At 70.4% G+C, this 1,530-nt stretch carries 1 protein-coding gene and 1 pseudogene; both read left to right on the forward strand.

Annotation, left to right across the window (positions count from 1 at the left end; translation table 11 throughout):
* Positions 1–1,059, forward strand: a pseudogene (locus NQ160_RS23615) (FtsK/SpoIIIE domain-containing protein); the annotation flags it as partial.
* Between the two features lie 52 nt (positions 1,060–1,111).
* Positions 1,112–1,405, forward strand: a complete 294-nt coding sequence (locus NQ160_RS23620) for a WXG100 family type VII secretion target (protein ID WP_191717944.1) — start codon at positions 1,112–1,114, stop codon at positions 1,403–1,405.
* Positions 1,406–1,530 lie beyond the last annotated feature (125 nt).

Genomic DNA, 1,530 nt, shown 5'->3' on the forward strand with positions numbered 1-1,530 from the left:
GACGCGTACCAGGTGTTCCAGCAGATCATGACCGACGGCCGCTCGGTCGGCATCCACGTCGCACTCACCGCCGACCGCGGCCAGGCTGTGCCCACGGCGCTGCAGTCCACCATCCAGAAGCGTGTGGTGCTGCGCCTGTCGGACTCCGACGCCTACGCGATGGTCGGGGCTCCCCGCGACGTGCTGTCGCCCGAGTCGGTCGCCGGTCGTGCCATCGTCGACGGGCTCGAGACGCAGATCGCCGTCATCGCCGGCACGACCGACCCGCGCGCCCAGGCGCAGGCGATCGGCGAGTTCGCCGAAGCCATGCGCCGACAGGACCGCGCCGAAGCGCCGCCGGTCCGGGCGCTGCCCGAGGCGTTCGGCATGGACGACCTGCCGCCCCACCTCGACGGCCGCCCGGTGCTGGGTCTGTCCGGCGACACGCTCGGTCCCATCGCCTTCGACCCCAACGGGCTCTTCGTGCTGGCGGGCGCCCCGCAGAGCGGCCGCTCGAATGCGCTCCACGCCATGGCAGAGGCGGTACGGCGGGCGAACCCCGCCGTGCGGCGGTACTACATCGGCAGCGCGCGGTCGCCGCTGCGCGATGCCGTGGCCTGGGACGACAGCGCCGTCGACGGCGGCTCGGCGAGCCGGCTCATCGACAGCATCCTGCAGGACGAGCGGGGACTCGAAGGAGTCGCGGTCTTCCTCGAAGGCGCCTCGGAGTACGCGACCTCCCTCGCCGAGATGCCGCTGTCGGACTTCGCCAAGCGGGTCAAGCGCGGCGACGGCCTGCTCGTCGCCGAGGGCGAGACGAGCGACTGGACCACGGGCTTCGGCTTGCTGGGCGACATCAAATCGGCCCGCCGCGGTGTGGTGCTGCAGCCGGACACGCACGACGGCGAGGTGGTGCTCAAGACGGCGTTCCCGCGGCTGCTCAAGCGCGAATTCCCCGTCGGCCGCGCCATGCTCGCCGCCAGCGGCAAGACGGTGCGGGTGCAGTTCCCGCTCGTCGGCGAGGCGGCCCCGAAAGATGGGGAGTACTCCCCATTGGCCGACGCCATAGCGGTCCCATAGGTTGAACATGTCGGCAGAGGAACTGCCGCTTCCGGACACAAGGAGTGAGACAATGGCGAACCTCAACGTCACGTACGACCAGATGCAGAGCGCCGCGAACCGTCTGCGTGCGGGCCAGTCCGACCTGGAGGGCAAGCTGCAGGAGCTGCGCTCCCTGGTCAGCCAGCTCGTGCAGGACGGCTTCACCACGACCCGCGCCTCGGGTGCCTTCGACTCCTCCTACGAGCAGTTCACCTCCGGCGCCCAGCGCACCGTGCAGGGCATCGACGGCATGGCGCAGTTCCTCGAGAAGGCCGCTTCGGCGCTGCAGTCCACGGACGAGCAGCTGGCCTCTTCGATCGGCTGATCACAGTCCCAGAAGCGGGGCCGGTCCTTTTCGGCCGGCCCCGTTTCGTCGTCTGAGCGGGAGGGAGAACGGCCATGGTCGATCTGAAACTGGACTTCGCGGAGCTGCGCAGCAGCGCCCGCACG

The sequence above is a fragment of the Microbacterium sp. zg.Y909 genome, assembly GCF_024626565.1.